24 protein-coding genes, 1 tRNA gene and 1 pseudogene are annotated in these 26,532 nt (G+C 70.9%); 22 read left to right on the top strand and 4 right to left on the bottom strand.

Going from position 1 to position 26,532, the window contains the following annotated elements:
* The first annotated feature begins 114 nt into the window (after positions 1 to 114).
* The 3 genes from ACH35V_RS29680 to ACH35V_RS29670 all read left to right on the top strand — a co-directional run bounded on the left by ACH35V_RS29680 (position 115) and on the right by ACH35V_RS29670 (position 2,639).
* Positions 115 to 1,347, top strand: a complete 1,233-nt coding sequence (locus tag ACH35V_RS29680) for an IS110 family transposase (RefSeq protein ID WP_395977235.1) — start codon at positions 115 to 117, stop codon at positions 1,345 to 1,347.
* A 447-nt stretch (positions 1,348 to 1,794) separates the two neighbouring features.
* Complete coding sequence (locus ACH35V_RS29675) at positions 1,795 to 2,115, top strand: hypothetical protein (protein WP_395977233.1); 321 nt, start codon at positions 1,795 to 1,797, stop codon at positions 2,113 to 2,115.
* Between the two features lie 203 nt (positions 2,116 to 2,318).
* Positions 2,319 to 2,639, top strand: a complete 321-nt coding sequence (locus ACH35V_RS29670; RefSeq protein WP_395977231.1) for a hypothetical protein — start codon at positions 2,319 to 2,321, stop codon at positions 2,637 to 2,639.
* 136 nt (positions 2,640 to 2,775) lie between these two features.
* Here the strand turns inward: ACH35V_RS29670 and ACH35V_RS29665 are convergent, their stop codons facing one another.
* Positions 2,776 to 3,924 (bottom strand): tyrosine-type recombinase/integrase, encoded by a 1,149-nt coding sequence (locus ACH35V_RS29665; protein WP_395977229.1) that lies wholly within the window; start codon positions 3,922 to 3,924, stop codon positions 2,776 to 2,778.
* Positions 3,921 to 4,112 (bottom strand): hypothetical protein, encoded by a 192-nt coding sequence (locus ACH35V_RS29660; protein ID WP_395977227.1) that lies wholly within the window; start codon positions 4,110 to 4,112, stop codon positions 3,921 to 3,923. The genes ACH35V_RS29665 and ACH35V_RS29660 overlap by 4 nt, the downstream gene beginning before the upstream one ends.
* A 101-nt stretch (positions 4,113 to 4,213) precedes the next feature.
* Here ACH35V_RS29660 and ACH35V_RS29655 point away from each other — a divergent pair, with 101 nt between their 5' ends.
* From ACH35V_RS29655 to ACH35V_RS29635, 5 genes and pseudogenes are all read left to right on the top strand, one after another.
* Positions 4,214 to 4,735 (top strand): hypothetical protein, encoded by a 522-nt coding sequence (locus ACH35V_RS29655; RefSeq protein WP_395977225.1) that lies wholly within the window; start codon positions 4,214 to 4,216, stop codon positions 4,733 to 4,735.
* Entirely contained in the window at positions 4,732 to 5,115 is a 384-nt protein-coding gene (locus ACH35V_RS29650; protein ID WP_395977223.1) for a hypothetical protein, read from the top strand. Before ACH35V_RS29655 ends, ACH35V_RS29650 begins: the two co-directional genes overlap by 4 nt.
* Entirely contained in the window at positions 5,112 to 5,258 is a 147-nt protein-coding gene (locus ACH35V_RS29645) for a hypothetical protein (protein ID WP_395977221.1), read from the top strand. The genes ACH35V_RS29650 and ACH35V_RS29645 overlap by 4 nt, the downstream gene beginning before the upstream one ends.
* 797 nt (positions 5,259 to 6,055) lie before the next feature.
* Positions 6,056 to 6,283, top strand: a pseudogene (locus ACH35V_RS29640) (recombinase family protein); the annotation flags it as partial.
* Positions 6,284 to 6,323: 40 nt separating this feature from the next.
* The gene (locus ACH35V_RS29635) at positions 6,324 to 6,830 is read left to right on the top strand and encodes a hypothetical protein (protein WP_395977709.1); all 507 of its coding nucleotides are present in this window, start codon (positions 6,324 to 6,326) and stop codon (positions 6,828 to 6,830) included.
* 245 nt (positions 6,831 to 7,075) lie between these two features.
* Here the strand turns inward: ACH35V_RS29635 and ACH35V_RS29630 are convergent.
* A tRNA-Leu gene (locus tag ACH35V_RS29630) sits at positions 7,076 to 7,161 on the bottom strand.
* A gap of 106 nt (positions 7,162 to 7,267) precedes the next feature.
* Between ACH35V_RS29630 and ACH35V_RS29625 the strand changes: the two genes are divergently transcribed.
* The 3 genes from ACH35V_RS29625 to ACH35V_RS29615 all read left to right on the top strand — a co-directional run bounded on the left by ACH35V_RS29625 (position 7,268) and on the right by ACH35V_RS29615 (position 11,229).
* A complete protein-coding gene (locus ACH35V_RS29625; RefSeq protein WP_395977219.1) occupies positions 7,268 to 8,587 on the top strand; it encodes a M20/M25/M40 family metallo-hydrolase in 1,320 nt (439 codons plus the stop codon).
* 79 nt (positions 8,588 to 8,666) lie between these two features.
* Positions 8,667 to 9,377, top strand: a complete 711-nt coding sequence (locus tag ACH35V_RS29620; protein ID WP_395977217.1) for a hypothetical protein — start codon at positions 8,667 to 8,669, stop codon at positions 9,375 to 9,377.
* 154 nt (positions 9,378 to 9,531) lie between these two features.
* A complete protein-coding gene (locus ACH35V_RS29615) occupies positions 9,532 to 11,229 on the top strand; it encodes a chaplin family protein (protein WP_395977215.1) in 1,698 nt (565 codons plus the stop codon).
* A gap of 210 nt (positions 11,230 to 11,439) precedes the next feature.
* Here the strand turns inward: ACH35V_RS29615 and ACH35V_RS29610 are convergent, their stop codons facing one another.
* Complete coding sequence (locus ACH35V_RS29610; RefSeq protein ID WP_176406678.1) at positions 11,440 to 11,625, bottom strand: DUF5703 family protein; 186 nt, start codon at positions 11,623 to 11,625, stop codon at positions 11,440 to 11,442.
* 255 nt (positions 11,626 to 11,880) lie between these two features.
* Between ACH35V_RS29610 and topA the strand changes: the two genes are divergently transcribed.
* From topA to ACH35V_RS29555, 11 genes are all read left to right on the top strand, one after another.
* The gene (topA, locus tag ACH35V_RS29605; RefSeq protein WP_395977213.1) at positions 11,881 to 14,577 is read left to right on the top strand and encodes a type I DNA topoisomerase; all 2,697 of its coding nucleotides are present in this window, start codon (positions 11,881 to 11,883) and stop codon (positions 14,575 to 14,577) included.
* Positions 14,578 to 14,605: 28 nt separating this feature from the next.
* On the top strand, positions 14,606 to 16,753 hold the full coding sequence (gene tmk / locus ACH35V_RS29600) for a dTMP kinase (protein ID WP_395977211.1): 2,148 nt from the start codon (positions 14,606 to 14,608) through the stop codon (positions 16,751 to 16,753).
* Positions 16,754 to 16,772: 19 nt separating this feature from the next.
* Positions 16,773 to 17,912 carry a DNA polymerase III subunit delta' gene (locus ACH35V_RS29595; RefSeq protein ID WP_395977209.1) on the top strand — a complete coding sequence of 380 codons (1,140 nt, stop codon included), beginning with the start codon at positions 16,773 to 16,775 and terminating at the stop codon, positions 17,910 to 17,912.
* Positions 17,913 to 18,259: 347 nt separating this feature from the next.
* Entirely contained in the window at positions 18,260 to 19,807 is a 1,548-nt protein-coding gene (locus ACH35V_RS29590) for a S8 family peptidase (RefSeq protein ID WP_395977207.1), read from the top strand.
* 111 nt (positions 19,808 to 19,918) lie between these two features.
* A complete protein-coding gene (locus ACH35V_RS29585; RefSeq protein WP_395977205.1) occupies positions 19,919 to 20,503 on the top strand; it encodes a permease-like cell division protein FtsX in 585 nt (194 codons plus the stop codon).
* A gap of 7 nt (positions 20,504 to 20,510) precedes the next feature.
* The gene (locus ACH35V_RS29580; protein ID WP_395977203.1) at positions 20,511 to 20,993 is read left to right on the top strand and encodes a low molecular weight protein-tyrosine-phosphatase; all 483 of its coding nucleotides are present in this window, start codon (positions 20,511 to 20,513) and stop codon (positions 20,991 to 20,993) included.
* Between the two features lie 125 nt (positions 20,994 to 21,118).
* Complete coding sequence (locus ACH35V_RS29575; protein WP_395977201.1) at positions 21,119 to 22,003, top strand: fructosamine kinase family protein; 885 nt, start codon at positions 21,119 to 21,121, stop codon at positions 22,001 to 22,003.
* A gap of 184 nt (positions 22,004 to 22,187) precedes the next feature.
* Positions 22,188 to 23,192, top strand: a complete 1,005-nt coding sequence (locus ACH35V_RS29570) for a hypothetical protein (RefSeq protein ID WP_395977199.1) — start codon at positions 22,188 to 22,190, stop codon at positions 23,190 to 23,192.
* A gap of 65 nt (positions 23,193 to 23,257) precedes the next feature.
* Complete coding sequence (locus tag ACH35V_RS29565; protein WP_395977693.1) at positions 23,258 to 24,262, top strand: stage 0 sporulation family protein; 1,005 nt, start codon at positions 23,258 to 23,260, stop codon at positions 24,260 to 24,262.
* Between the two features lie 205 nt (positions 24,263 to 24,467).
* Positions 24,468 to 25,142 carry a S1 family peptidase gene (locus tag ACH35V_RS29560; protein ID WP_395977197.1) on the top strand — a complete coding sequence of 225 codons (675 nt, stop codon included), beginning with the start codon at positions 24,468 to 24,470 and terminating at the stop codon, positions 25,140 to 25,142.
* A gap of 300 nt (positions 25,143 to 25,442) precedes the next feature.
* Positions 25,443 to 26,516 carry a S1 family peptidase gene (locus ACH35V_RS29555; RefSeq protein ID WP_395977195.1) on the top strand — a complete coding sequence of 358 codons (1,074 nt, stop codon included), beginning with the start codon at positions 25,443 to 25,445 and terminating at the stop codon, positions 26,514 to 26,516.
* Positions 26,517 to 26,532 lie beyond the last annotated feature (16 nt).

The following is a 26,532-nucleotide window of genomic DNA, read 5'->3' as shown; positions in this document are numbered from 1 at the left end:
ACGGTTGCTGGGGCCACGGACGGCTAATCGGATGTCAGGCCGACGAGCCTTTCCATTAGGGTGCCGTGTGGTCCCTCCAGGGCTGTGACCAGCACCAACACTGGGAGGGCAAGCTTGAAGATCACCTGTGGTATCGACTGGAGCGAACGCCACCACGACATCGCTCTGGTCGATGAACACGGCGACCTGGTCGCCAAACGCCGCATCCCCGAGAACGTGGACGGCTTCGGCGAACTGCTCACCATGCTGGCCGAGGCGGGCGACACCCCCGAGAACCCGATCCCCGTCGCGATCGAGACACCCCGTGGGCTGTTGGTCGCCGCGCTCCGCGCCACCGGCCGCACGATCTACCCGATCAACCCGATGGCCGTCGCCCGCTACCGCGAGCGCTACTCGCCCTCGGGCAAGAAGTCCGACCACTTGGACGCCATGGTCCTGGCCAACATCCTGCGCACCGATGCCCGGCTCCACCGGCCCCTGCCCGACGACAGCGAGCTGGTGCGCTCCATCGCAGTGCTGGCCCGCGCCTGCCAGGACGCCACCTGGCGCCGCACCCGCGCCTCCAACGAACTGCGCTCGCTGCTGCGCGAGTACTACCCGGCCATGCTGGAGGCCGCCGCGCTGCGCAGCGGCAGCCTGACCAGCACGACCGCGCGCGCCCTGCTGCAGCTCGCTCCCACCCCGACCGCGGCCGCCAAACTCTCCAAGGCCAGGATCACCGCCGCGCTGCGGCGAATCGGCCGCAAACGTGAGGTCGAGGAGTTCGCCAACGAGCTCCAGGCCGCGCTGCGCCAACCACACCTGCGCCAAGACCCGCTGGTCGAGGACGCGATGGGCGTCCAGGCGCTCCGGCTGCTGGCCACCCTCAACGCCGAGTGCGACAGCGTCGACCAGCTCGCCACCGCCACCGAGGATGCCTTCCGCCGGCATCCCGACCACCATGTCATCACTAGCTTTCCCGGCCTGGGCGACCAGAGCGGCGCCCGCCTCCTGGGCGAGATCGGCGACGACCGGGCCCGCTTCTCCGACGCCCGCAGCCTCAAGGCGTTCGCCGGATCAGCCCCGGTCACCCGCGCTTCTGGCCGCAGCCAGGTCATCACCCACCGGCGCGTCAAGAACGACCGGCTCGCCGGCGTCGGATTCACCTGGGCCTTCGCAGCCCTGACGGCATCACCAGGAGCCCGCATCCACTACGACCGCCGCCGCCAACACGCCAACGATCGCCACGCCGCCGCCCTCCGCCACCTGTTCAACCGCTTCCTCGGCTGCCTCTACCACTGCCTCCAACACGGCATCCCCTTCGACGAAACCACCGCCTTCCCCACACCAGCCACCGCAGTCACTTGACGCCCACGACCCATCGGATGTCTTACATGGCTGACAGGCCACCAAGCACCTGACCGGCAGGTTCACTCAACTACCCCAGATAACGATGGGTCCCGCCCGGCACCTCACTGGCGGGCTGAGCTGCCGGAAGTTAGGTGAGTTAGGTGGTCGGGCCGGGTTAGGTGAGGGGTGGCAGGGCCTTGCTTGAACCACTCGCGGGGACGCTCGGCGACCTAACTAACTCACCCCGAATGCCCGCAGGACTGCTGCTGCAGGCAGTCGGGCCCACGAACGGAGGGTGTGCTCACGCGCTGACCTGCGATGGCTGGCGGTGGTGGGCGTTCTTGTCATAGGCGGAACCCCGTTGGCGGAACGCCGGGCTGCGGGCAGCCGCCCCGGTGACGTCACCCGCCCCAATACTAACTTAGTGTCACATCATCAAAACTAAGAGTAGTTGGGAGTAGCGATATGAGAGGTCGTACCGCCGCCGCGTTCCGCGGTGCCGTCGCCACTGCCGGCGCGGCGCTGGTGCTGGGCCTGCCCGGCGCCGCCCACGCCGCCACCGGCAACTTCTACTACCACACCCTGCCCGGAAGCCAATACAAGGAGGTTCTGCAGGACCCCGCCGACGACACCTGCCACAACATCACCGGCATCGGGGAAGTGAACAACGACACCGACCGCACCGCCGTGCTGTACACCCCTGACTGCTTCCAGGAGCTCAGCCGCATCGCCCCAGGGCAGTCCGAGGCGCACGTCACGTTCGGCAGCGTGAAGTTCGTGCGCTGACACCCGCCCCACGCGGCGGGTCCTGGGTGATCGCGCGCATCGGTCGGCGACGCACGGGCGGCGCACGAGCAAGGTCTGGACCCGAGGTGGGCGTTGGGGTGCCGGGACGCCCGGACTGTGGACAACCGCCCCGGTGACGCCAACCGCACCAATGCTAACTTAGTGTCACATTGTCAACACTAAGAGTAGTTAGGAGTAGTGCTATGCGAGGTCGTACCGCCATCGCGTTCGCCGGTGCCGTCGCCGGCGCGGCGCTGTGCCTGCCCGGCGCCGCGCACGCCGCCACCGGCACCTTCACTTACCACACCCAGCCCGGAAACGTGCCGCACGTTCTGCGGGACCCCGCCGACGGCCGCTGCTACGACGTCGGCGCCGACGGGGCGGTGCGCAACGACACCGACGCCATCGCCGTGCTGTACGCCATCCGCGGCTGCCGCATAACGGTCGGCGTCATCGAGCCAGAGGAATCCAGGGAGCACGCCGAGTTCGGCAGCGTGAAGTTCGTGCCCGACCAGGGGCGTTAGCCCGGAAGCAAGATATGCGTTATGCCTGACCTACCGCTGGTCAGGGGCCCGGGCGGGGCGCGGAGGGTTCCGGGATAAAGGCGCCTATCCCCGCTGTGACCTGGCCGTGGTGCGCACAGATGGCCCGATCCGCTGGTTATCGGCCGCCGCCGAGGAGGGCGGCGAGGCGGTAGATGCCGTGGCCGTCTAGGCGGCGGGTGCCGCGGTCGTAGCGCTGGGTGGTGGCGGGGGAGGCGTGCGCGAGGAGTTGCTGGACGACCTCCACCGGGACACCGGCGTCCAGTAGCAGCGTGGCGGCGGTGGCGCGGAGCACGTGCGGGGTGAGCCCGGCGGGGTCGACGCCGCCGGCGCGGGCCGCGCGGCGCAGCGCGGTGGTCAGCCGCCACCGGTCGAACGGGCGGCCGTCCTCACGCTGCAGGACGAGCTCGTGCCCGTCCCGGCCGTCGACGAGCGGCTCGATCAGCGCGCAGACCCGGGCGGGGAGCGGCACGGCCACGGTCTTGCCGCCCTTGATCCGGACCCGGATCACCCGGTGCCCGGCGTCGTCGACGACCGCGGCGACGGTCAGCGCGGTGGCCTCGGCCGCGCGCATCCCGGTGGCCACCAGCAGCGCGGCCGCCGCGGCGTCGGCCGGGTGGCGGGCGGCGATCGCCTCGGCCCCGTCCAGCAGCGCGGCGGCCTCCTCGAGGGGCCGGGCCGGGGTGGCGCCGTCCCCGGACACCTCCGGGCGGGCCACATGCTCGGCCGGGGACGCCGGAAGCACGTGCCGCCGGACCGCGTAGGCGTACAGGCCCGACAGGGACGACAGCCGCCGCGCTACGCTCGCCGGCGCCAGCGCCCGCCCGCCGCGGTTCAGCGCCGCGGCCGCGCCGGTCCCGGTGCCGATCTGGTCCCGGTAGGCGATCAGGGTGTCCTCGGTGACCGTCCACAGGGTGGTGCCGGGCGTGGCCGCCGCCAGCCACCGCAGGAACGCCGTGGCGTCGGCGAGCCGGGCGCGGCGGGTGGTGACCGCGCGGGCCGCCTGCAGCCAGCCCGCCACGGTCGGCCAGGCGGCGGCCGGGCCGGTGCGGGGCAGCGCGTCGATCAGGTCGACGTCCGCCGCCGGCACCTCGCCGGTGGTGGGCCCGCCGTCCCCGCGGCGTCGCCGTGGCGTCAGGCCGGGGATGTCCCCGACCGAGTCCAGCAGCGGCGCGGGCCGCACCACGGCGCCCGGGCCGGGCGTCAGTACCGGCGTCGACACCGTCGTCGGCCGGGCCGGGGAGGGAGCGTCCGAAGGTGCGGTCATCGGGGGACCCAGGGCCGTTTGAAGGTGAAGGAGTACGAGTATTGGCCGGCGGCGTGGCTGACGAGTTCCCAGCCGTCGGCGGAGTAGGCGGCCAGCATCTGGTTGATCTCCTCGGGGTATCCGCGGTACGTGAGGAAGGCGTGCTCCCAGCGCTGCGCGGACGGTGGGGCGGGCTGCGGTGTGGTCATCGCGGCGGGGTCCTTCCGGGGCCGGTGTCGGGGCGCGGGCCCTCGAATTTTCTCACATAACTGAAATTATGTGAGACTTACGCCTACGGCCGGGGCACCGCGTGCGGGGCCGACTCACCAGGACGCCGGCCGGTTTCGCGGACTGCGGAACCATCCCCGCGCGTGCGGGGCCGACCGCCTACGGCGTCGTGTGGGCCGCTGAACGCCTGAACCATCCCCGCGCGAAACACAACAACCGCTACTCCACCGACCGCAACCTCGCCCACCACCCACTCCCGGGCCTACTGAACGGCTTCGGCCAGATCCTGGCCGGCAGCGCCAGCCTGCTACGGCCCCGAGGCGTGATCGCGGTGACCGTCCGTCCCATCCGCGTCCAAGGTGAGCTGATCGACCTGCCCGGCCAGGTCATCGACACCGCGAACAACAACGGTCTGGTCCTCGTTGGGCGGTGCGCCGCCCTGTTGGCGGGCTTGCGTGACGGTGGCTTGGTCAACCGGGTGTCTTTCTTTCAGATGCTCGAAACCCGCCGGGCTCGTGACCGCGGCATCCCCGCCTGCGCCATCGCACACGAAGACCTCCTGCTCCTCCGGCCCGTCACCGACCGGCCGGAGGCGAACCGATGACCGCGAACCGACACGGCGAGCGTGTCGGACGCAACCGGGTGCTGGAGATGCTGGCCATCCTCCAGACCGGCCTGTGCGGACGGTGCGGACGCGCCCGCTACGCCACCCGCCGCAACGCCCGGCACGCCGCCCGCATCGCCGCGCCCGGCACTCGGTTGCGCGCCTACCGATGTGGTGACGCCTGGCACCTAACCACCCCGCCAGGCCGACCCCAGTTCATCGCGCCGCCCGTCACGGTGCCCCGCACCCGACCCTGGATCAGGCTTGACCTCCACGGCCGAGACCAGCGTCGATACCGGAACCGTCACCGTCCCCGCAGCGGCCGCACCCCAGGGCACACGCGCCGCGTGGGTGCCGGATCTGCTGCGGGACGACGGTGACCGGCAACGGCAGGAAGTTGCACCTGGTCGCGCCAGACCAGCCTCCACGGCTTACCCCCGGCGCGGCCAAGGTGCTGCTGCTGATTCTGCTCAAAGCCGCCGACAACCCATCAAGAGCTGAGAAGGAGTCAGGCAAGAAATGATCAAGTTCGCGATCAGTAGCCGAATGAGCTCGAGAGCGCCTCGCTCTCCGGTGCACTCCATCACCGAAGGGAGCGCGTCGTCGTGACTGAGAAGGACATCGATCCGCAGCACCGGACCGCGCGGGACGACGCCAGCAGGCCCTCCGCACCAGCAGAGGCTGGCGCTGCAGCGGTGAGACCCGCGGCTGCGGCCCCGTCGAGCCTTCGGTTCGCGTTCTAGGGGCGGGTCTCGACCGAGGACAACCAGGACCCCGAGGCTTCGCGTGCCTGGCAGCTTCGCCGCGCCCGCGGGCTCATCGAGCCCAAGGACGGGGTGATCGTCGCCGAGTTCTTCGACGTCGACAAGTCCCGCTCGATTCCCTGGCCGCGACGTCCGCACGCCTCGCTGCCGATAGAGGAACTCAAAGACCTCCGGCGGAGCTTCGACGCGGTGGTGATCGGTGAGCCGCACCGTGCCTTCTACGGCAACCAGTACTCCCTGACCTTCCCGATCTTCGAACACTTCAAGGTCCCACTCTGGGTACCCGAAGTCGGCGGTCCCATCGACCCCGGTAACGAAGCCCACGACATGATCACGGGCGTGTTCGGGGGTCTGTCCAAGGGTGAGCGGAACCGGATCAAGATCCGGGTGCGGTCCGCGATGGCCGCTATCACGGCCACTGAGGGCCGCTACCTCGGTGGGCGTCCGCCCTACGGCTACCAACTCGTGGACGCAGGTCCACACCCCAACCCGGGCCAAGGCAGCCGATGGCAAGCGACTCAAGCGGCTGGAGGCGCACCCGGTCCACACCCTGGTGATGAAGTGGATCTTCGCGCAGTACATCAAGCAACAAGGGCGCGGGCTGCTGGACATCGCCGAGGAACTGACCCGGCAGGGCATCCCCTGCCCCTCCGCCAGCGACCCGGCGCGCAACCCGCACCGCAACCAGCTCGCCTGGTCCAAGTCGGCCATCCGGACGATCATCAACAACCCCCGGTACACCGGCCGGGAAATCTGGAACAAGCAACGCAAAAGACGAAGTCCTCGTCGACGTCGATGCCGTCGCCCTCGGGCACACCACCAAGATGCGCTGGAACGACCGCTCCGACTGCATCTGGTCCGAATACAAAGTCCACGACGCCCTCATCAGCGCCGAGGACTTCGAAGGAGCCCAGCAATTCCGGCAATCACGAGCCCGTGGAACCTACTCCAAGAAAGGGAACCTGACCCCGCGGCCCTATGTTTTCCGCGGGTGCCTCTCGTGCGGCTACTGCACACGCAAGATGCAGGGGAACTGGAACAACCAACAGGCGTACTACCGGTACCGGTTCCCCACCGAATACGCCGTCGTCAATGAGCTGAACCATCCCAAGGTGGTCTACCTGCGCGAAGCGGAAATCCTCGGCGACGTCGACGGGTGGCTGGCGACCGCGTTCACGCCGGACCGGATTGCATCGGTCATCGACATGATGGCCGACCAGCTGACCGACCCCGACGCGCAGAAGGCTGCCGACCTACCTTGCCCAGTACCGGGCGGCGCTGGACGCCGGAGCCGACCCCGTGGAAGTCACCAACTGGATCAACGACGTTAAGCAAGAACGCGCCCGACTGGAACACGCCGTGAAGACCACCCTACGCGGATCAGGCATCTCCCGAGAAGAAATCGCCGATCTGCTCCAGCGAACCGGGGACCTGGCACAATTGGCCATCAACGCCAATCCCGAAGACAAGGCCGACCTCTACCAGCAGCTGGGCCTGACGATGACCTACTATCCCCAGAAACACGTAGTGGAGGCCCGTGTGATCCCGGAGCCCCCCCACATGTGCGGTCGGTGCGTGTCCGAGGGGGGACTTGAACCCCCATGCCCCGTGAAGGGCACTAGCACCTCAAGCTAGCGCGTCTGCCTATTCCGCCACCCGGACCGGTTGCAGGCCGCAGCGGGCTGCGGCGGGCTTCACCATACCAAAGGTGGCGAGTCGCGGCGAAGTCGATCGGCGGGCACCATGGACGGGTACGCGACTACGCGAGGTGAGCACTGTGGCCCAGCAGCCGACCGCTGAGGACGAGGTCGTCCGGCTCTGTCAGGAGCTGATCCGGATCGACACCAGCAACCCGGGAGATCATTCGGGACCGGGGGAGCGGGTGGCGGCGGAGTATGTCGCGGAGCGGCTCGCGGAGGTCGGGCTGGAGTCGCGGATCTTCGAGTCGCATCCGGGGCGGGCGAGCCTGGTGGCGAGGGTCGAGGGGGAGGACCCGGAGCGGGACGCGTTGTTGTTGCACGGGCATCTGGACGTGGTGCCCGCGCGTAAGGAGGACTGGACGCGGGATCCGTTCGGCGGGGAGATCGCGGACGGATGCGTCTGGGGTCGCGGGGCCGTGGACATGAAGGACATGGACGCGATGATCCTCGCGGTGGTGCGGCAGCGGCTGCGGGAGGGGCGGCGGCCGCCGCGGGACGTGGTGCTCGCGTTTCTGGCCGATGAGGAGGCCGGGGGCAAGTGGGGGGCGCAGTGGCTGGTCAAGGAGCATCCGGAGCTGTTCGAGGGGTGCACCGAGGCCGTGGGGGAGGTCGGCGGGTTCAGCCTGACGGTGCCCGGGGACCGGCGGATGTACCTCATCGAGACGGCGGAGAAGGGCATCGCGTGGATGAACCTGACCGCCAAGGGGACGGCGGGCCACGGGTCGATGGTGCATCCCGACAACGCGGTGACGGCCGTGGCGGCGGCGGTCGGGAGGCTGGGGTCGTACGAGTTCCCGGTGCGGTTGACGAAGTCGGTGCGGGCGTTCCTGGAGCGGGCGTGCATGGCGTACGGGGTGGAGTTCGATCCGGAGCGGCCGGAGAAGTGCCTGGAGCAGATCGGTCCGCTGGCGCGCATGATCGGCGCGACCCTGAAGAATACGCTCAATCCGACCCGGCTGGACGCCGGATATAAGACGAATGTCATTCCGCAGACGGCTTCCGCGCAGGTGGACGGACGCTTCCTTCCCGGGCATGAGGATGAATTCTTCGCGGTAGTAGACGAACTTCTCGGTCCGGACGTCCAGCGGGATTTCGTCCACCATGACCACGCGCTCGAGACGGATTATGAAGGGGCGCTCGTCGCGGCGATGGAGGCGGCGCTGACCTCGGAGGACGCGGGCGCGCTGCCGGTTCCCTACTGCCTGAGCGGCGGGACGGACGCCAAGGCGTTCGCCCGGCTGGGAATGCGATGCTACGGATTCGCGCCGCTGAAACTGCCCCCAGAGTTGGACTTTTCCGGAATGTTCCACGGGGTCGACGAGCGCGTTCCCGTGGACGGTCTTCGCTTCGGCGTGCGGGTACTCGACACATTCCTTGATCGGTCCTGAATTTGCCAACTCCAATGCGCTCCGTGGTGCTATCGTCACCATTCGTTGAGGACGATCTGGTCGCGACGGAGGTTGATCGGTGGCACGTGACGCGGCGCGCGCCGGGGCGGTCGCCGTCCCGCCGTGCCGCGACATGGTCGCCGTCCCGCCGCGCCGTGTCGCGGTGGTCGGCCGGGCCGTCCGGCGGCTGCTCGTCCTCGCCGGGCTGCTGATCGCGGGCTGGCTCCTCGGGTGCGCCGCGCAGTCGGCCCACGCCGACGAGGGCCCCGCGGCGGACGCGCACGTGGTCGCGGAGGCGCCCGTGCTGGGACACGCGGTCGAGGCCGCGACCGACCGCCGGCCCGTCCCGGACGTGGTGCAGACCGTGGTGGAGAATCCGCCGCCGATCGAAGCGGCGAACGAACCGGTGGCGCACGATGCGGTGCCCCTACCAAAGGTCTCCGAGAGCGTTCACGAAGTCGGCGACGCGTCCGTGACGGATGGCGCGATGACCGCGTCGCAGCCGCATCGGTGGACGCACAAGGCCGTGTCGGGCCGGTCGACTGAGACGGACGACGGCCAGGCCGCGCAGCGGACCGTCCGCCATCATCCGGTGCCGATGCAGGCGCCGGAGCGGCCCGACGATCACTCTGTCGCCGGTGGCCTCGCCATGCCCGGCGTCACCGCGGGCTTTCCCAGCGCCGCCGCCTGGGCGCCGGCTCCCGCGCGAGCGCCGTCGGGCCGCCTTCCCGGCGCGCTGCCCCCGGCCGTCCGCACCGCCGCGGACGAGCCGTCCTTCGCGCCCGACTGATCACTGATCACTGACTCCGGACAGGGGCCCGGTCCGGCATGCCCGGGCCCGCTCTGTCCGGGACGTGCCGTGCCCTCCGCGCGGCATGTCGCCCCCCCCACGAGACCCACATGACCGTGCGTCTCGATCCCCCCATTTCACTGAACGGAGCATCATGCGAACGTGGGCAAAGGGCACATCTCGTGCCGCGGTGCTCACCGCGGGCTTTGTCGCCCTCGGTGTCAGCGCCATCCCCGCCAACGCCTACGCCGACATCACGGACGGCAGCGGCAGCGTCCTCGGCGGCAACCAGGTCGCCGCGCCGATCTCCGCGCCGGTCGACGTGAGCGGCAACGCCGCGTCCCTGCTCGGCGCCTCGTCCGCCGGGTCCGTGGGCGGCGCCAAGGTCCACGACCACGGCGACGGCGGCGGGCAGCTGACGTCCGGCGCGGGCGGCATCGCTTCCGGAAACCAGGTCACCGCGCCCATCTCCGCGCCGGTGAACGCCTGCGGCAACGCCGTCGCCGTGCTCGGGCACGCGGACGCGGGCTGCGAGGGCGGCGCCGAGGTCGCGGGCGGCGGCGCCGGCGGCCAGGTCACCGACAGGACGGGCGGCGTGCTGTCCGGCAACCAGGCGAACGCGCCGATCTCCGTCCCCGCCGACGTGTGCGGCAACGCCGTGGCGATCGCCGGTTTCGCGGTCGCCGGCTGCGAGGGCGGCTCCGCCGTCGGGGGCGGCTCCCACATCATGGACGGCGGACGGAGCGGATCCGGACAGGAGACGTCCGGCCTGTTCGGCACCGGCAGCGGCAACCAGGCCGGACTGCCGGTCAGCGCGCCCGCCGACGTCTGCGGGAACGCGGTCGGCGACGCGGCGGCGTTCTGCGAGGGCGGCGCGTCCACCGGCGACGGCGGTCACGGGACGGGCGGCCAGGTCACCGACGGGACGGGCGGCGTCCTCTCCGGCAACCAGGGCAGTGCCCCGATCAGCATCGCCGCGACCGTCTGCGGCAACGCCGTCGCGGTGCTCGGCCAGGCCGTGGCGTTCTGCGAGGGCGGCGCCCAGGCGGGCGGCGGCTCCGGAGGCGGCCAGTCCACGTCCGGGGTCGGGGGCGTCCTGTCCGGCAACCAGGGAAACGTGCCGGTCACGCCCTCCGCGGACGTGTGCGGCAACGCCGCCGCCGTCATCGGCTTCGCCGTCGCGATGTGCGACGGCGGCCCCGGCCACGACGACGGCTACCCCCACCACCGGACGGCCCGCGCCGGTGAGCCGCTCCCGCCGAAGGACCTCCCGAAGGTGGACGGCCTGCTCAAGGGGCGCGGCCTGCCGAAGACGGACGGCGTTCCCCCGACGGGCCGCCAGTCCCCGACGACCACCCTCCCCAAGCCCGACGCTCTGCCCAAGCCCGACGCTCTGCCCAAGGCCGATGGTCTGCCCAAGGCGCTGCCCAAGACGGGTGTCCTGCCCAAGGCGAACGGGCTGTCGTCCGGTCAGCGGAGCGGGAGTATCGCTCTGCTGGACGGCGGGTCGCGGCAGGCGCACGGGGTCGAGGCGCCGAAGACGCTGCCGGCGTCGCAGAGGATCCCCGGTGTGCCGGGTGGGGACGTCCTGCCCGCGAAGCCGGTCGTCCCGAAGCTCAAGACGGTGACCGAGAAGCTGCCGGAACCCGCCGGAGCGGTCGGCGGCGGGCAGGTGTCCGAGGTCGTCCCGGGGACGCGTGAGCTCGGGCCGGTGCAGAAGGTCGCGGCGGAGGAGGCGATCACGGACGGCGCCGACGCCGGATCGACGTGGACGCTGGCCGTGGCCGGAATGTTGGCCGCCGCGGCCGGTGCGCTCACGCTGTCCCGGCGCGTCCGCGCGGGCCGCCGCTGAGAGCGCTTCGCCCGTCCCGGAAGGCGCGGTCCGGGACGGGTGAAGCCCCGCGTGTGGATCACCGTCCGTCAAGGGGATCGTACGTAGTGCTACACTCCCGGACGGACCGCCGGTATCGGTCGGGCGGAGCTCGTCATCCGATCGATGGCGGGCGGGGCCGGAGGACGGTCGGAACGTGCGGTCGAGCGGCCGGAATCCGCGGCCGGCCGGTCAGAACGTGCGGACGGCGCGGATGACCTTGCGGCGGAGTTGAATACGGCGGCGGCCGTCCGGGTAGAGGCGCAACCGATCGATTTCCCAGCCGCCGCGCTCTGCGTGCTCGGTCATGATCTGCCGGGCGGTATCACGCGTGGTGCCGCGCGGCAGTGACAGGACGAGGTAGGTGTACTCCGCCATCGCGACCATTATTACTTGGTCTACCGGGGGCCGGGCACCGTACCGTGGCGACCCCGTCCGCACGGCGGTCGGGGGCATGTCATCCTGTCTGGGGCGTGCGGCGGTGAGAATCCCGTTCGTCCGCGAGGGCGGAGCGATGATCGTGGGACGGTCGGGAGCGGCCCGCGGGCATGAACGCGCCGTCCCGCGACGTTGTACGAAGTCTGTAAGGAAGAGCCTGTTCAAGAGGACCAAGACAGCGAGGTTGGAGCGACTGTGCCAGCCAAGAACGGCACCGCGAGCAGTGGCCGGAGCAACGGCGCCGGTACCCGTCTGGTGATCGTCGAGTCGCCCGCGAAGGCGAAGACGATCGCGGGTTACCTGGGGCGCGGCTACATCGTGGAGTCCAGTATCGGCCATATCCGGGACCTCCCGGGCAGCGCCTCCGAGGTGCCGGCCAAGTACAAGGGCGAGTCGTGGGCCAAGCTCGGCGTGAACGTGGAGCGCGAGTTCGAGCCGCTGTACGTCGTCAACTCCGACAAGCGGCAGCAGGTCCAGAAGCTGAAGAAGCTGCTCGCCGAGGCCGACGAGCTCTACCTCGCGACGGACGAGGACCGGGAGGGCGAGGCGATCGCCTGGCACCTCCAGGACGTCCTCAAGCCGAAGGTCCCCGTGCACCGGATGGTCTTCAACGAGATCACCAAGGACGCGATCCAGCGCGCCGCCGCGAACCCGCGGGAGCTGAACATGCGCCTGGTGGACGCGCAGGAGACGCGCCGCATCCTGGACCGCCTCTACGGGTACGAGGTCAGCCCCGTCCTGTGGAAGAAGGTCATGCCGAAGCTGTCGGCGGGCCGCGTGCAGTCGGTGGCGACGCGCCTGGTGGTCGAGCGGGAGCGGGAGCGGATCGCGTTCGTCCCGGCCCATTACTGGGACATCGCAGCCCAGTTCGACACCGGCAAGGACGAGGAGCCGAAGGTCTTCAAGGCCGGGCTCGTGTCCGTGGACGGCAAGCGCGTCGCGCAGGGCCGGGACTTCGCGTCCGACGGCACCCTGAAGACGAGGGACGCGCTGCACCTCGACGAGCCCGCCGCGCGCGCTCTGGCCGAGCGGCTCCGGGACAGGCCGTACGAGGTCAAGTCCGTCGAGCGCAAGCCCTACACGCGCCGCCCGTACCCCCCGTTTCGGACGACGACCCTCCAGCAGGAGGCGAGCCGGAAGCTGAACTACTCCGCCAAGTACACGATGTCGGTGGCGCAGAAGCTGTACGAGAACGGCTTCATCACGTACATGCGAACCGACTCGATCACGCTGTCGGAGACGGCGATCACGGCGGCGCGGCGGCAGGCGGCGTCGCTGTTCGGCGGCGAGTACGTGCCGGACAAGCCGCGCGTCTACGCGTCCAAGGTGAAGAACGCGCAGGAGGCGCACGAGGCGATCCGCCCGGCGGGCGAGACGTTCCGCACGCCGGCGGAGACGGGCCTGTCCGGCGACCAGTTCCGGCTGTACGAGCTGATCTGGAAGCGGACGATCGCGTCCCAGATGAAGGACGCGACGGGCCAGTCCGTGTCGATCCGCGTGACCGGGCTGTCGACGCGGAACGAGCGGGCGGAGTTCGGCGCGACCGGTAAGACGATCACGTTCTACGGGTTCCTCAAGGCGTACGTGGAGAGCGCGGACGACCCGTCCACCGACCGGGACGACCAGGAGCGGCGGCTGCCGAACCTGGCCGAGGGCGACCCGCTGACCGCCGCGGCGGTCGACGCGGAGGGCCATTCGACCCGTCCGCCGGCGCGCTACACCGAGGCGAGCCTGGTGAAGGAGCTGGAGGAGCGGGAGATCGGGCGGCCGTCCACCTACGCCTCGATCATCGGGACGATCCTGGCCCGCGAGTACGTGTTCAAGAAGGGCACGGCGCTCGTCCCGTCGTTCCTGGCGTTCGCCGTGGTCAACCTGCTGGAGCAGCACTTCGGCAACCTGGTCGACTACGACTTCACGGCGCACATGGAGGACGGTCTCGACGAGATCGCCCGCGGCGAGGCGGAGCGCGTCCGCTGGCTGACGCGGTTCTACTTCGGCGCCGAGGGCGAGGAGGGCCTGAAGGAGCTGGTCGGCGACATCGGCGACATCGACGCCAAGGGCGTCAGCTCGTTCCCGATCAAGGGCTCCGACATCATGGTGCGGGTCGGCCGGTACGGGTCGTACCTCGACCGGGACGGCGAGCGCGCCAACATCCCGGACGACTTCGCGCCCGACGAGCTGACCGCCGAGAAGGCCGCGGAGCTGCTCGCGCAGCCGTCCGGTGACCGGGAGCTCGGCACGGACCCGGAGACCGGGCACACGATCGTCGCGAAGTCGGGACGGTTCGGCCCGTACGTCACCGAGATCCTCCCTGAGCCGGCCCCGCCCGCCGAAGGCGAGAAGAAGAAGCGGACGAAGAAGGCGGACACCCCCAAGCCGCGCACCGGTTCCCTCTTCAAGTCGATGTCGCTCGACACGATCACGCTCGACGACGCGCTGAAGCTGCTGTCGCTGCCGCGCACGCTCGGTGAGCTGGACGGCGAGCCGGTGACCGCGCAGAACGGACGTTTCGGCCCGTACATCAAGAGGGCCTCCGACAGCCGCTCGCTCTCCTCGGAGGACGAGCTGTTCACCGTCACGCTGGAGCAGGCGAAGGAGCTGTTCGCGCAGCCGAAGCAGCGGGGGCGCCGGTCCGCGTCGGCCGCGCCGCTGCGCGAGCTGGGCAAGGACCCGGCGAGCGAGAAGCCGGTGGTGGTGAAGGAGGGGCGTTTCGGCCCGTACGTCACCGACGGCGAGACGAACGCGAGCCTGCGCAAGGGCGACGAGGTCGAGTCCATCACGATCCAGCGCGCCGCGGAGCTGCTGGCGGAGCGCCGTGAGAAGGTGGCCGCGGACGGCGGTAAGAAGAAGCCGGCAACCCGCCGTCGAACCTCCGCAAAGTCCGGCTCCTAGGGACATCTACGCCGATACCCTGACCGACATGACCAGAACGGGCGCATCCCGGCCGCACCCCGCAGCGTCACCGCCGCCGGGCGTTTCGTCTCTATCGTCGAGCGGGCCGTTCCGGCGGCTGCGGTCCGCGCTGTCGCTGTCCGGCCTCGGCCTGTGGTTGAGCGTCCCGGCGCTGACCGCGATGGCCGCGGCGCTGACCAGCGACGACGACGCGGCCGCGCAGGCGCAGGCGGTCGGCGCCGTGCTCGCGCTGATGCTGCTGCCCGCGGTGCTGCTCGCGCCGCTCGCCGGGATGATCGCCGCCCGCGTCGACCGGCGGCTCATGCTGCTGATCGCGGACGTGCTGCGGCTGGTGATCCTCGCAACGGTCCCGCTCGTCGGCACGCTGCCGTGGACGATGGCCGCCGCGTTCCTCGTCGCCTTCCTGGGCCTGCTGTGGACGCCGGCGGCGCGCGCGTCGCTGCCCGCGCTCGTCCCGGACGAGGATCGGCGGGCCCGCGCCCGCCGGTCGGCGACCCGCGTCGTGTTCGGCCCGGCCCCCGTCGCGGCGCTGCTGTTCGCGGTCCTCGCCCTGATCGCGGACGGGACGCTCGGCCGCGACTCCCGCGCTGACCTCGCCCTGTACGTGACGGCCGCCGTGTTCCTGGCGTCGGCCGCCGTCGTCGCCGCGATCCGCGACATCCCGGCCTCGGTGCCGATCCACGTCGCGTCGCCGCTGAAGCTGCTCTTCCAGGGCCCCGGGACAGGCCACGGGAGCGGCCACGGAACGGGCCACGGGACGGGCAACGGGACGGGCGCCGTGCGCGGCCTCGGCCTGGCCGTCACGGCGGCGTCCCTCATGGCCTGCGCGGTCGTCGCGGTCGCCCGCGTCCACACGGGTGAGCTGGGCGGCGGTGACGCGGGCTACGGCACCGTCCTCGCCGGTCTCGCGTTGGGCGTCGGCTCCGGGCTGTTCCTGGGGCCGCGCGTGCTCGTCCCGTTCAGCCGCCGCCGGCTCCTGGGCCTTGCCGTCCTCGCCGCTGCGGTCACGCTCGTGGTGCTGGCGCTCGTCCAGAACCTCGTGGTCGTCGTGTTCGCCACGGGCCTGCTGGGCGTCTTCGCCGGGGCAGCCTGGACGACGGGCTCCACCGCCCTCAACGACCCGGACGGGCTCGCCGACCCCGACGCGCCGGACGATTCCCGTCCGTCCGCCTACCTGCGCTCGGTCGCCCTCGTCACCGCCGTGGTCGCGTTCGCCGCCGTCCCGCTGATCGCCGGTGCGGTCGGCTCGCACCGCCTCGAACTCGGCGGCGGCGTGTACGACGTCACCGGCACGGGCGCCGCGCTCCTCATCGCCGCCGTGGTGGCCCTGCTCGCGGGCGCCGTCGCGTACAAGCGGCTCGACGATCGGCGCGGCATCCCGCTCCTCCCCGACCTGCGCGCCGCCCTGCACGGCGAGGTCTACACGCCGCCGGAGCAGGCCGCCGCCGCTGCCGCCGCCGCGCAGCCCGTCCACCGGGGGCAGCGCGGCGTGTTCGTCGCGTTCGAGGGCGGGGAGGGCGCCGGGAAGACCACCCAGGCGCGGCTCGCCGCGATCTGGCTCCGCGACCACGGTTACGACGTCGTCACCACGCAGGAGCCCGGCGCCACCAAGATCGGGATGCGGCTGCGCGCGATGCTGCTCGACCGCGACACCACGGGCCTGTCGGTCCGCGCCGAGACGCTGCTGTACGCCGCCGACCGCGCCGACCACATCGCGAACGTCATCAAGCCCGCGATGGAGCGGGGCGCGATCGTCGTCAGCGACCGCTACGTCGACTCGTCCCTCGCCTACCAGGGCTTCGGACGGCAGCAGCGAGTCGAGGACATCGCCCGCGTCAACGCCTGGGCCACCGGCGGCCTCGTCCCGGACCTGACCGTCCTGCTGGAGATCCCGCCGCGCGCCGGGCTCGACCGGCTGTCGGCGCCCGCCGACCGGATCGAGTCCGAGTCGCACGACTTCCACGAGCGCGTCCGCGCCGGGTTCCGCGCCCTCGCCGAGGCCGACCCGGACCGCTACCTGATCCTGGACGCGAGCCGCCCGCAGGCCGAGCTGAGCCGCGAGATCCAGTACCGCATCCGCGAGATCCTCCCCGACCCGGTCCCGGCCGGGACCGAGGACGTCACGAGCACGTTCCCGGTCATCACCGACCTCTGACCCGGCTAGCCTCGTACCCATGAGCGTCTGGGACGACCTGGTGGGGCAGGAGCCCGTCGTCGCGCAGCTGTCGTCGGCCGCGGAGAACGACGGCGGCCTCGCCCACGCCTGGCTCTTCACCGGCCCGCCCGGCGCCGGGCGTGTCACGGCGGCGCGGGCGTTCGCGGCGGCGTTGCAGTGCGAAGAGGCCCCGCGCGGATGCGGGCACTGTCCGTCCTGCCACCAGGTGCTCCAGGGCACGCACGCGGACATCGAGGTCGTCCGTCCGGCGGGGCTGTCCTACGGCGCGGCGGAGGCCCGGCGGCTGGTGCTGCGCGCGTCGTCGTCGCCGAGCGGCGGCCGCTGGCAGATCGTGCTCTTCGAGGACGCCGACCGCGCGACGGAATCGGCGGCGAACGTGCTGCTGAAGGCGATCGAGGAGCCCCCGGCCCGGACGCTCTGGCTGCTGTGCACCCCGTCGCCGGACGACCTGCTGGTGACGATCAAGTCCCGCTGCCGGGTCGTGACGCTGCGCACCCCGCCGGTCGCGGCGGTCGCGGACGTGCTCGTCCTGCGGGACGGCATCGACCGGGACATGGCGGAGACGGCGGCGCGCGCGGCGCAGGGCCACATCGGCCAGGCGCGACGCCTCGCCACGAACCCCGAAGCGCGGGAGCGGCGCGCGGCGGTGATGTCCGTGCCGCGCCGGCTGACCTCGGTGGGTCCGGCGGTCGCGGCGGCTGAGGCCATCGTGAAGGCCGCCGAGGCGGAGGCGAAGGTCCGGACCGAGGAACTGGACGACGTGGAGACGTCCGCGATGCGCAAGGCGCTGGGGGAGAGCGAGAAGGGCCGCATGCCGCGCGGGACCGCGGGCGCCCTCAAGGACCTGGCGGACCGCCAGAAGTCGCGTGCGACGCGCGCGAAGCGCGACGCCCTGGACCGGACGCTCCTCGACCTCGCGTCCTACTACCGGGACGTCCTGACGCTCCAGCTCGGCACCGGCAGCGAGCTGCTCAACGTCGATCTCGCCCCTGAGCTGCGGACATCGGCGGCGGACGGACGTCCCGAGGACACGCTCAGGCGGCTGGACGCGATCATGGCGTGCCGGGAGCGGCTGGAGCTGAACGTCAACCCGCTGCTCGCCGTCGAGGCGCTCACGCTGGCCCTGCGCACCGGCTGAGCACTTCCCGAGCACTGCCGAGTACCGCCCGAGTTCGCTCGGATGGACGTCCGAAACCCCTGCCTTACAAGAGATCTCCCTTATCGTTATATAACTGTTCGCATCTCTCAACGGGAACATACGTACCTTGCTCCTCGCTTGGGCCCCGATCCCCGGGCCGCTCCCCCACTGCCAGGAGGTCTGCTTTGCGGCGAGCCTTGATTTCCGCCGCGTGCGCCGTCACGACCGTGACGGCCCTCGCGTTCCCAGCCTCAGCGGCTCCGAACCCAGCGCAGGCGAAGGGTGAGGTTTCGGAATACGTCGTCCTCTACAAGGAGGGCGCGTCCTCCAGCAGTGCCCGTCGTGCGGTGCGGGAGGCCGGAGGCGACATCGTCCACGAGAACCGGGACGTGGGCGTCGCGACCGTCCGGTCCGACAACCCGGCGTTCATCCAGGACGCCATGGAAGAGCGGGCCCTGGAGGGCGCCGCGCACAACCGCGTCATCGGCCAGGCGCCGAAGACGGCGAAGAAGAAGTCCGCGAAGGTCGAGCAGCTGGTCGGCACGAAGAACGCGGTGGCCCTGGACGGCAGGCCGTCCAAGGACAAGGAGCCGCTGGCCGACCTGCAGTGGGACATGAAGCAGATCCACGCGACGGCGGACGGCTCGTACAAGAAGGAGCCGGGCGACAAGCGCGTGCTGGTCGGCGTCCTCGACACCGGCGTGGACGGCGACCACCCGGACATCAAGGCGAACTTCAACCGCCAGCTCAGCCGCAACTTCACCACCGACATCCCGACCGACGCCAACGGCGCCGAGGTCGACGGCCCGTGCGAGTTCAAGGGCTGCGTCGACCCCGACGACTGGGACGACAACGACCACGGCACGCACGTCGCGTCCACCATCGCCTCGCCGCGCAACGGGCTCGGCATGTCCGGCGTCGCGCCGAACGTGTCGCTCGTCAACCTGCGCGTCGGCCAGGACTCCGGCTACTTCTTCCTCCAGCCGACCGTGGACGGCCTGACGTACGCGGCCAAGAACGGCATCGACGTCGTCAACATGTCCTACTACGTGGACCCGTGGCTCTGGAACTGCGGCAACAACCCGGCCGACAGCCCCCAGGACCAGCTGGAGCAGCGCACGATCGTCACGGCCGTGCAGCGCGCGCTGGACTTCGCGCACGAGCGGGACGTCACGCTGGTCGCCGCCGCCGGCAACGAGCGCGTCGACTACACCAAGACGAACGTGGACGACACCAGCCCTGACTTCCCGTCCGTCCCCGGTGAGAAGCCGTACGAGCGGACGATCCCGGCGAGCTGCATCTCGATGCCGTCCGAGGGCAAGAACGTCATCCCGGTCTCCTCGACCGGGCCGAGCACCCGCAAGTCGTACTTCAGCAGCTACGGCAACGGGTACGTCGCGGTGGCCGCGCCTGGCGGCGACAAGGTCGACACGGCGGACCAGCGTCCGGACGACCGCGCCGGCATCTGGGCCGCCTACCCCGAGCGTCTCGCGAAGGAGCGCGGCGAGCTGAACCCGGACGGCACGCCGAAGGTGCCGAACATCATCCGCAGCTGCAAGGGCGACGACTGCGCCTACTACCAGTCGATCCAGGGCACCTCGATGGCGTCGCCGCACGCCGTCGGCGTCGCCGCCCTGATCGTCAGCAAGTACGGGCAGCGGGACCGCGGCCGCGGCGGGCTCACCCTCGACCCGCGCGCTGTGGAATGGGCGCTGCGCGGCACCGCGACCGAGAAGGAATGCCCGAGCCCGCGGGCCTTCGAGTACGTCTGGTACACGCTGCAGGACGGCAAGTGGGTGAAGAACACGTCGACGCAGACCTGTGAGGGCTCGAAGGGCCAGAACGGGTTCTTCGGCAGCGGCATCGTGGACGCGCTGAACGCCGTCAGCCACTGACACCGTCAGCGTCGCCGGCTCGTCTCGTATAGCGAAGCGGCCCAGGACCGAGACCGGTCCTGGGCCGCTTCGTTAACTTGGCTGATTCCGCTATCTGACGAGGGAGCGCCAGTGGACGGACCCGAGGAACGCCCGGCGGACGCGGCGAAGGACGCCGAGGAGCCCGTCCGTCCTGCGGCCCGGCCTGGGGCCCGGCCTGGGAGCGTCCCTCCGCCGCCGTCCACGGCGTTATCGCGCCCGCTGGTCATGGGCGCCTTGATCACCGCGTTCGTCCTGATGATGGCGGGCGTGGCCGTGGGCGGCTATCTGGTCGTCGACCGGACGTTCGGGGAGGGGAAGGCGGCGTCCAGCGAGCGCAGGGTGTCGGTGTTCCTGTGCGCCAAGACGTCCGACGCGCGACGCTGCCGGAAAGAGGACGCCACCGAGCAGCAGAAGGCGGAGATCAAGCGGCGGCTGGACGCGATGCCGCAGGTGCGGCGGGTCGAGTACGAGTCGAGGGAGCAGGCGTACGCGAGTTTCAAGAAGCGGTTCGTCGAGGACAAGGAACTCCTGGAAGGGGTCCGTCCGGGCGACATTCCCGACTCGTTCCGCGTTCGGGTCGCGGATGCCGAGGCCGCGAAGGCGGTGAAGGCCGCGATGGACGGCGTCCCCGGCGTGGACGCCGTCGTCATCGACCCTCGAAAGCCTCGTGCATGATGGAGGGATGCCGTATCGCGTCACGTTCGTCTGCACGGGGAACATCTGCCGCTCGCCGATGGCCGAATGGGTCCTGCGCCACCATGTCGAGGACGAGGGCCTCGACGTCGAGGCGGACAGCTCGGGCACCGGCGGCTGGCACGTCGGCGACGCGGCCGACGAGCGGACGGTCGCGGCGCTGCACCGCGCGGGCTACCGGTCGGCCCACATCGCCCGGCAGTTCGAGGCCGGCTGGTTCGACCGCTACGACCTGATCATCGCGCTGGACGAGGGGCACCGGCGGGCGCTGCGATCGATGGCTCCGGACGACGAGGCCCGCGGCAGGATCCGGCTGCTCCGCGAGTTCGACCCGGACGCCGACGCGTCGGACCTCGACGTCCCCGACCCCTACTACGGTGGGCGCGCCGACTTCGATCTCGTCCTGGAGCAGGTGGAGGCAGCTGTTCCGGGCCTCCTGGAGGAGATCCGCACGGCACTCAAGGAGCGCTGACCCGCGTGCACGCCGATGCGTCCGACGGGCTGTCCAGCGGTGCGTCGGGCGGGCTGTCTGGAGCTGCGTCCGGCGGGGCGTCCGATGCGAGGTCCGCTGCGAGGTCCGCTGCGACGTCCGACCAGGTGCGCGATCGGGTTGAGCGTCTCGTCGGGGTCGGGGTGGACGGCTTGCGCGGCCTCGGGTCGAGCCACTCGTGGACGTTGCATCGCGCGACCCTGGCCGATGGGCGCGAGGTGTTCGTTAAGGCGGCTGCGTCCGAATTCGTCCGGGATGGCCGGGACGGGGGCGTGTTCGCCGCGGAGGCGGCGGGTTTGCGCTGGCTGTCCGAAGCGTCCGCCCAAGAGTCGGGCGTGAGGGTGCCCGTCCCCGAGGTGGTGGCGGCGGATGAGCACATGCTCGTCCTTCCGTGGCTGCCGTCCGGGTCGCCGTCTCCGTCCAGCGCGGAACGGCTCGGACGCGAACTGGCCGCGCTCCACACCACCGCCCGTCCGACCACCTACGGAGCCCCCTGGGACGGCTACATCGCCGACCTCCCGCTCGACAACACCCTGGCGCAGGACGGCCGGGGCTGGGCCGGCTGGTACGCCGAACGCCGCCTTGAACCGTTCCTCCGCCTGGGCGCCCGCCATCTGTCGTCCGCCGACGTCCGCCTGGTCGAACGCGTGATGGCGGACGTCGAGACGCTCGCGGGCCCGCCCGAGCCGCCGAGCCGCATCCACGGAGACCTGTGGTCCGGCAACGTCCTGTGGACGGACGGCCGGGCGCTGCTGATCGACCCCGCGGCCCACGGCGGCCACCGCGAGACCGATCTGGCCATGATGGCGCTGTTCGGGACGCCCCACCTGGAACGGATCCTCGCCGCCTACGACGAGGCCGCGCCGCTCGCGGACGGATGGCGCGCCCGCGTCCCGCTGCATCAGTTGCATCCCCTCCTTGTGCATGTGGCCCTGTTCGGCGCGTCGTATCGTGCGTCCCTGGTAGACGCGGCCCGCACGGCGCTCGGCTGACGCTGCGCTCGGCTGACGCGGCGCTCGCTCCGGTGACGCGGCGCGCCCGGCTGACGCGGCGGAGACACCGGGAATCTGGTTTCGCTTCGATGTGGTAACTCCGCGTTCATGGGTTTTTGTCGCGATGGAGATGAGGTAGAAACGACGGGCGACACGGACGCGACGCAGAGCAGCGGAAAGGCAGGTGCGGGACGACCCGATGGACGGCAGGCGCGAGAACCCACCCTGGAGGGGCCTCATCCCCATCGCCGTCGCCGCCGCCGCGGCGCTGTTCGTCGGCGGCGGGATGGACGTCGTCCACCGGCACCAGCGCGCCGCCGAGAAGGAGCACGAGGCGGCGCCCGCCGCCGAGTCCAGGAAGACCGAGCCCCGGTTCGTCGTCGGGGTCGCCGAGTCGGGCACGGCGCTCATCGTCCGCGACGTCCGCAGCGGCGCCGATGTCGGGCTGCCCGTCGCCGCGCCGCAGGGCCGCCGCTTCCAGCGCGTCGCGGCGCTGAAGGACGGCTCGTACGTCGTCGCGTCCTACGCCGGCCGGGCGGTGACGTTCCACCGCCTCACGCTGCAGGACAACGGACGTCCCAAGGACCTCGGGGACATCCCGAAGGCCGCCGTGCCCGGCGTGTCCACGTCCTGGTCCGACCTCGCCGTGAGCCCGACCGGCGACCGCATCGCCTACGTCACCTACCAGGGCGCCCGCAGCCGCGTGGACGTCGTCGCCGCGGGCACCGGCGTCCACAGGGTGTGGACGACGAAACTGCCCGCCCGCGTGAGCAGCCTCTCCTGGTCTGGCACGACGCTCTCGTTCGTTTGGAGCCCGGTCGTCCGTTCCGCGGGCGGCAAGGTGGTCGAGTCCAAACACCAGCTCCGGACGCTCAACATCGATGGCCCTACGGGCGACCTGAAACTGAGCAAGGCCGTCCTGACTCTCCCCAAGGACGGCACTACGGCGATCCTGAGCCGTGACGGCAAGACCGTATTCGCCGGCATCGTGAAGAACTCCCAGATGTCCGTGCAGGCGCTCAGTGTGGTGGGGGAGCCCACCAAGGTCCTGTGGCACCAGAAGGTGAAGGACGAACTGACCAGCCTCGACACCTCGCACACAGGCAAGGCACTCCTGGCGACCGCCGGGGACCTCTATACGGCGGATGTCGCCGTCCCAGGGGAAGATCTCGCAGACGCCGCCTGGTGAGCCCGGCTTCCGGACGGCCTAAAGTGGGTCGCACGGAATCGGGCGAACGGAGCGAAACCGTGGGCATGGTGATGGCAGTCAGCTTCACCCGTTACGGCCGCCTCTATTACCTGGACCCCGGTTCGCACACCCCGAAGGTGGGCGACAAGGTCCTCGTCCCCACCGACTCCGGCCCCGAGGTCGCCGAGTGCGTCTGGGCGCCGCAGTGGGTCTCCGAGGACATCGGCGGCCTCCCCGAATGCGCAGGCCCCGCCGCCGACGAGCACCTGGCCCGCGACGAGACCAACCGCCGCCGCCGCGCCGAGGGCCGCTCGATCGCCAAGCGCCTCATCCGCAAGCACGAGCTCCCCATGAAGGTCATCGGCGTCGACTTCCTCGACACCGACAACGTCTTCAAGATCTACTTCACCGCGCCGCACCGCGTCGACTTCCGCGCCCTCGTCCGCGACCTGGCCCGCGGCATCAAGGCCCGCGTCGAACTCCGCCAGGTCGGCCCCCGCGACGAGGCCCGGCTCCAGGGCGGCATCGGCCCCTGCGGCCGCGACCTGTGCTGCGCCACTTTCCTCAAGGACTTCGAGCCCGTCTCCGTCCGGATGGCGAAGGAGCAGGACCTTCCCGTCAACCCGCTGCGCATCGCGGGCGCGTGCGGGCGTCTGATGTGCTGCCTGAAGTATGAGCATCCGCTTTACGTCAAGGCGCACGAGAAGATGCCAGCGCTGGGGGCGCGCGTGGACACCCCGAACGGTCCGGGCCAGGTGGTGGGACGCAATGTGCCGTCCGACAAGGTGACCGTCCGTCTGGCGAGCGGCGGGCGCTGCTCCTGCCCGTCCGCCTCGGTCTGTTCTCCGCGCCAGCAACACGACGCCCTGTACGACCAGCCCACCACCGCCGCCGATCCGGCTCCCGCCCCCGCCGCGCCCGATCCAGCTCCCGACCTCGCCGCGCCCGATCCAGCTCCCGATCCCGCCGCCGCCGACCCAGCTTCCGATCCCGCTGCCGAGCCCGATCGCGCCGCCGCTCCCGATCCGGCTGCCGCCCCGGACCCCGACGACGACGGCGCCCCGGCCTGACCAGCCCGCTCCGCGTCCGAATCGGCGGGAGGACGACGGGCGTCCGCATCTCGGCATGGCAGTTGATAGACGGCCACCGCCAAAATTGGCACTTTCGTCCTCTTGTAAGGACCTTCGTTTCTCTGCACTATTCCGGAAAGTCGTCATCTTGGGCGTCCATCCCCCCGCCGCTCCCGCAGGAGGCCCTGTGATACCCCGCCTTTCCATGATCGCCGCGACGGCCACCGCCGCCGTCACCGCGACCGCCACCGCTGCCATGCTCGCCCTCGCTCCCACCGCGACCGCGTCCTCTGCCGCCGATGACCCGCCGAGCGGTCAGGGCGGCCAGGCCGTCTTCGCGAAGGGCGGCGTCCGCTGCACCATCGGCTTCAACGTGCGTAAGTCCGACACCTACTACTTCCTCACCGCGGGCGGCTGCGCCAAGCAGGGGCAGAAGATCTATGCCGATCCGGGACTGACCGTCGAACTCGGTACCGTCGTCTCGGTCATGAACGTCGCCGTCGCGCTCGTCGCCTACGTCGAACCCCACGTGGAGCGGCCCGGCAGCGTGCTCCTCCATCCCGGGTCCCGGGACATCACGGCGGCGGGCAAGGCGTCCGTCGGCGAGCAGGTATGCCGCAGCGGTTCCACCACCGGCACGCGATGCGGCACCGTGACGGGGCTCAATCAGAGCGTGAGCTTCCCCGAAGGGACGATGACCGGCCTGGCGAGGACGAACATCTGCTCGGAGCCCGGTGACAACCCGGGTGCGCCCTACTTCACCGGCACCTTGGCGCTCGGCGTCGGGGTCGGCGGAAGCGGCAACTGCTCCAGCGGCGGGACGTCCTTCTATCAGCCGATCAACGAAATCCTCAGCGCCTACGACGTCAACGTTTACTGAAGTTCGCTCGCCGGGCTCATTCCGTTCCACACCGTAGCCGTGGTTGGTCGTGATTGCAGCCGCGCCCGCTCACAGTAAGTGACGCTGGAGAAACCGGGCGAACATTTGTGCAGGCCTGGCCCGTCCCGGCCGTCCGCCGTTACCTATCGATCTCACTGGCCTTCGCCTTGCATTTGATAGGTGTCCACTCCAAATCTTGGCAGTTTCCACCCTTGTGAGAGACATCGCCTTTTCAGCACTATTCCGGCAAGTCGTCATCCTGGGCCGACCCCCCCTCACCCGCCAACCCCAGGAGGCCCCGTGAGACCAATCCCCCTGACCATGCTGGTGAGCGGTACGGCGATCATCGTCGCCACGGCTCCGTACATGATCACCCAGGCCCCCGATTCCATTTCCGCTCCCGCCCCGGCCCCGGCGCCCGCCCCGGACTCCGAGTCGCTCCCCGACGCCGAGCCGACCCCGGAAACCGACTTCGCGGACGAGTCCGCGCGCGGCTACGGCGCCCGCGCGTCCGGCGCCGACCCGTCCCGCGGCCGCTCCCAAGGCCGCGCCGCCGACGGCCGGTCGGAGGCTGCGTCCGGCGCGTCCGGCGGGACCGTGGTTCAGCCTCCCGTCGTGGCCGCGCCCGCTCCCGGCTCGGCACCCGCGCCCGACCCCGACCCGGGGCCGGACCGGGACCCGAACCCCGCACCGGACGACGACCCACCGCCGAGCCAGGACCCGGCGCCCGACGACGACCCACCGCCGGACCAGGAGCCCCAACCCGATCCGGACGAGCCGCCCCACGGCCTGATGGGTCCCCCGGACCCCGAGGGCGGAGAGTCGATCTTCGCGCCCGGCGGCGTCCGCTGCACCCTGGGCTTCAACGTGCGCAAGGCCGACTCCTACTACTTCCTCACCACGGGCGCCTGCGCCGAAGTCGGTCTGAAGCTCTACGCCGACCCGACGCTGCGCATCAAGCTCGGCACCGTCGTCCAGGTCACGAACGGCACCACCGCGCTCGTCCGCTATGTCAGCCCTCACACAGAGAGGCCCGGCAGCGTGGGCACGCCCACGGGGTCGCAAGACGTCACAGGGACGCAAAGCCCGAGAGTCGGCCAGCGGATCTGCCGCATCAACTCTGACACCGGCACCGAGTGCGGCACCGTAACGGCGCTCAACACAAGCGTCACCTCCCATGAAGGGACGATCCGCGGACTAGCAAGGACGACAATCTGCACAGAGCCCGGCGACACCCCAGGCGCGCCCTACCTCTCCGGCACCTTCGCGCTCGGCATGGGATTCGGCGCTAGCGGGAACTGCAGCAGCGGCGGAACTACCTACATCCAGCCGGTCAGCCAAGTCCTAGACGCCTTCGGCGTCGAGGTCTACTGACCGTCCACCGCCCGTC

Origin of the sequence: Actinomadura sp. 1N219 (genome assembly GCF_044326405.1) — a bacterium.
Lineage (GTDB): Bacteria > Actinomycetota > Actinomycetes > Streptosporangiales > Streptosporangiaceae > Spirillospora.
The sequence above is the reverse complement of the archived record's forward strand: the minus strand, read 5'-3'. Positions and strand labels throughout refer to the sequence as shown.